The sequence below is a fragment of the Klebsiella sp. A-Nf5 genome, assembly GCF_002810545.1.
In the GTDB taxonomy this organism is placed as follows: Bacteria; Pseudomonadota; Gammaproteobacteria; order Enterobacterales; family Enterobacteriaceae; genus Klebsiella; species Klebsiella variicola.
This window is the reverse complement of the sequence record NZ_PIOG01000060.1, coordinates 1-1,171: the sequence shown is the minus strand read 5'-3', so window position 1 is coordinate 1,171 and position 1,171 is coordinate 1. Positions and strand designations below refer to the sequence as shown.

Sequence of the window (1,171 nt, the reverse complement as noted above, 5' to 3'; positions counted from 1 at the left end):
CACATATAGATAAAAGTATCATCTTAATAATCTCCACCATCTAAGGCGTGGTTAACTGCGTGAATATGTCAAATAGTCGGATTGGCAAAGCAAGCGAAATTAGCCACGCCAGCTACTAACTAATGCGTGTTGAACCATAACACTATGAACAACTTGCTTTAGCTTGCCCTGCACAGTGCTATAGGCCAACCTTTGACCTGCAAAGATTACCCACATAGCAGCGTTAAAAGTGATTTTAAAGTAGCAAGGGAAATCATCTCCTTTAATCACTGTCTATACGTCTGAAACGTCAGTAGGACATACAACATTATCAACTGCTTTAATTATCGATTTCTTATTGTTCAGCAGAGTATTGTACATTTCTTTAACGCTGTTGATCAAAGCATGGGCATTCAAGTTAGTGATAGTAGAAAATTCTATTAACCTCATGTTTGTTGTTCGTCATTACTGCTGTGTGACGAATTATCCTAGGGACATTCTAATAGGGCCACTACTATTGAGATGATTCTTATGTAATGCGCACAAATACATTAAGAATTTATATTTATAATCAGACCTGCCCATCATTTCATATTTATATATTTATGCCGTTTATGAAATTAACATAACAGTAAAATAAAGTGTATTTAACGGTTACATTCAAAGCATTTAATGTAGTGTACACATGTGATTACTCAGCATGCATGTAACACATGCGTAGAAGTAAATGAGATGTGATTAATGCGCCGCAGTTATTTACTTTACTCTGTAAAAAACGATGAAAAGGAAAGAAAAGTAAAAAACAGCTATTGCTAGCTAATACATACACTCAATAGCTTTACATCACATAGCTGTATGAATTTCTGCAAAACGAACCATTCACTTTTCCTGCGCTGCATGAACGTCCTGGAGACGGTCAGCGAAGGTGAGGTGATGGTCAACGGTTTTGCCGCCCACGACCGGACCACCGACCTCAACAAGATGCGCGATAGCGTCGGCATGGTATTCCAGCGTTTTAACCTGCTCCCGCACATGACGGTGCTGGAAAACCTGATTATGGCGTCGATGAATCTGCGCAATATGCCTCGCCAGCGAGGGGATGACCATGGTGATCGTGACTCACGAAATGGGCTTTGCCCGCGAAGTAGCCGACCGGGTGATCTTCATCGACCAGGGCGTGATTCAGGAAGAG

The 1,171-nt window shown here is 40.8% G+C and carries 1 pseudogene; it reads left to right on the top strand.

What is annotated here, in order from left to right:
• Nucleotides 1–858: 858 nt before the first annotated feature.
• A pseudogene (locus CWM53_RS06800) lies at nt 859–1,171 on the top strand (ATP-binding cassette domain-containing protein); the annotation flags it as partial.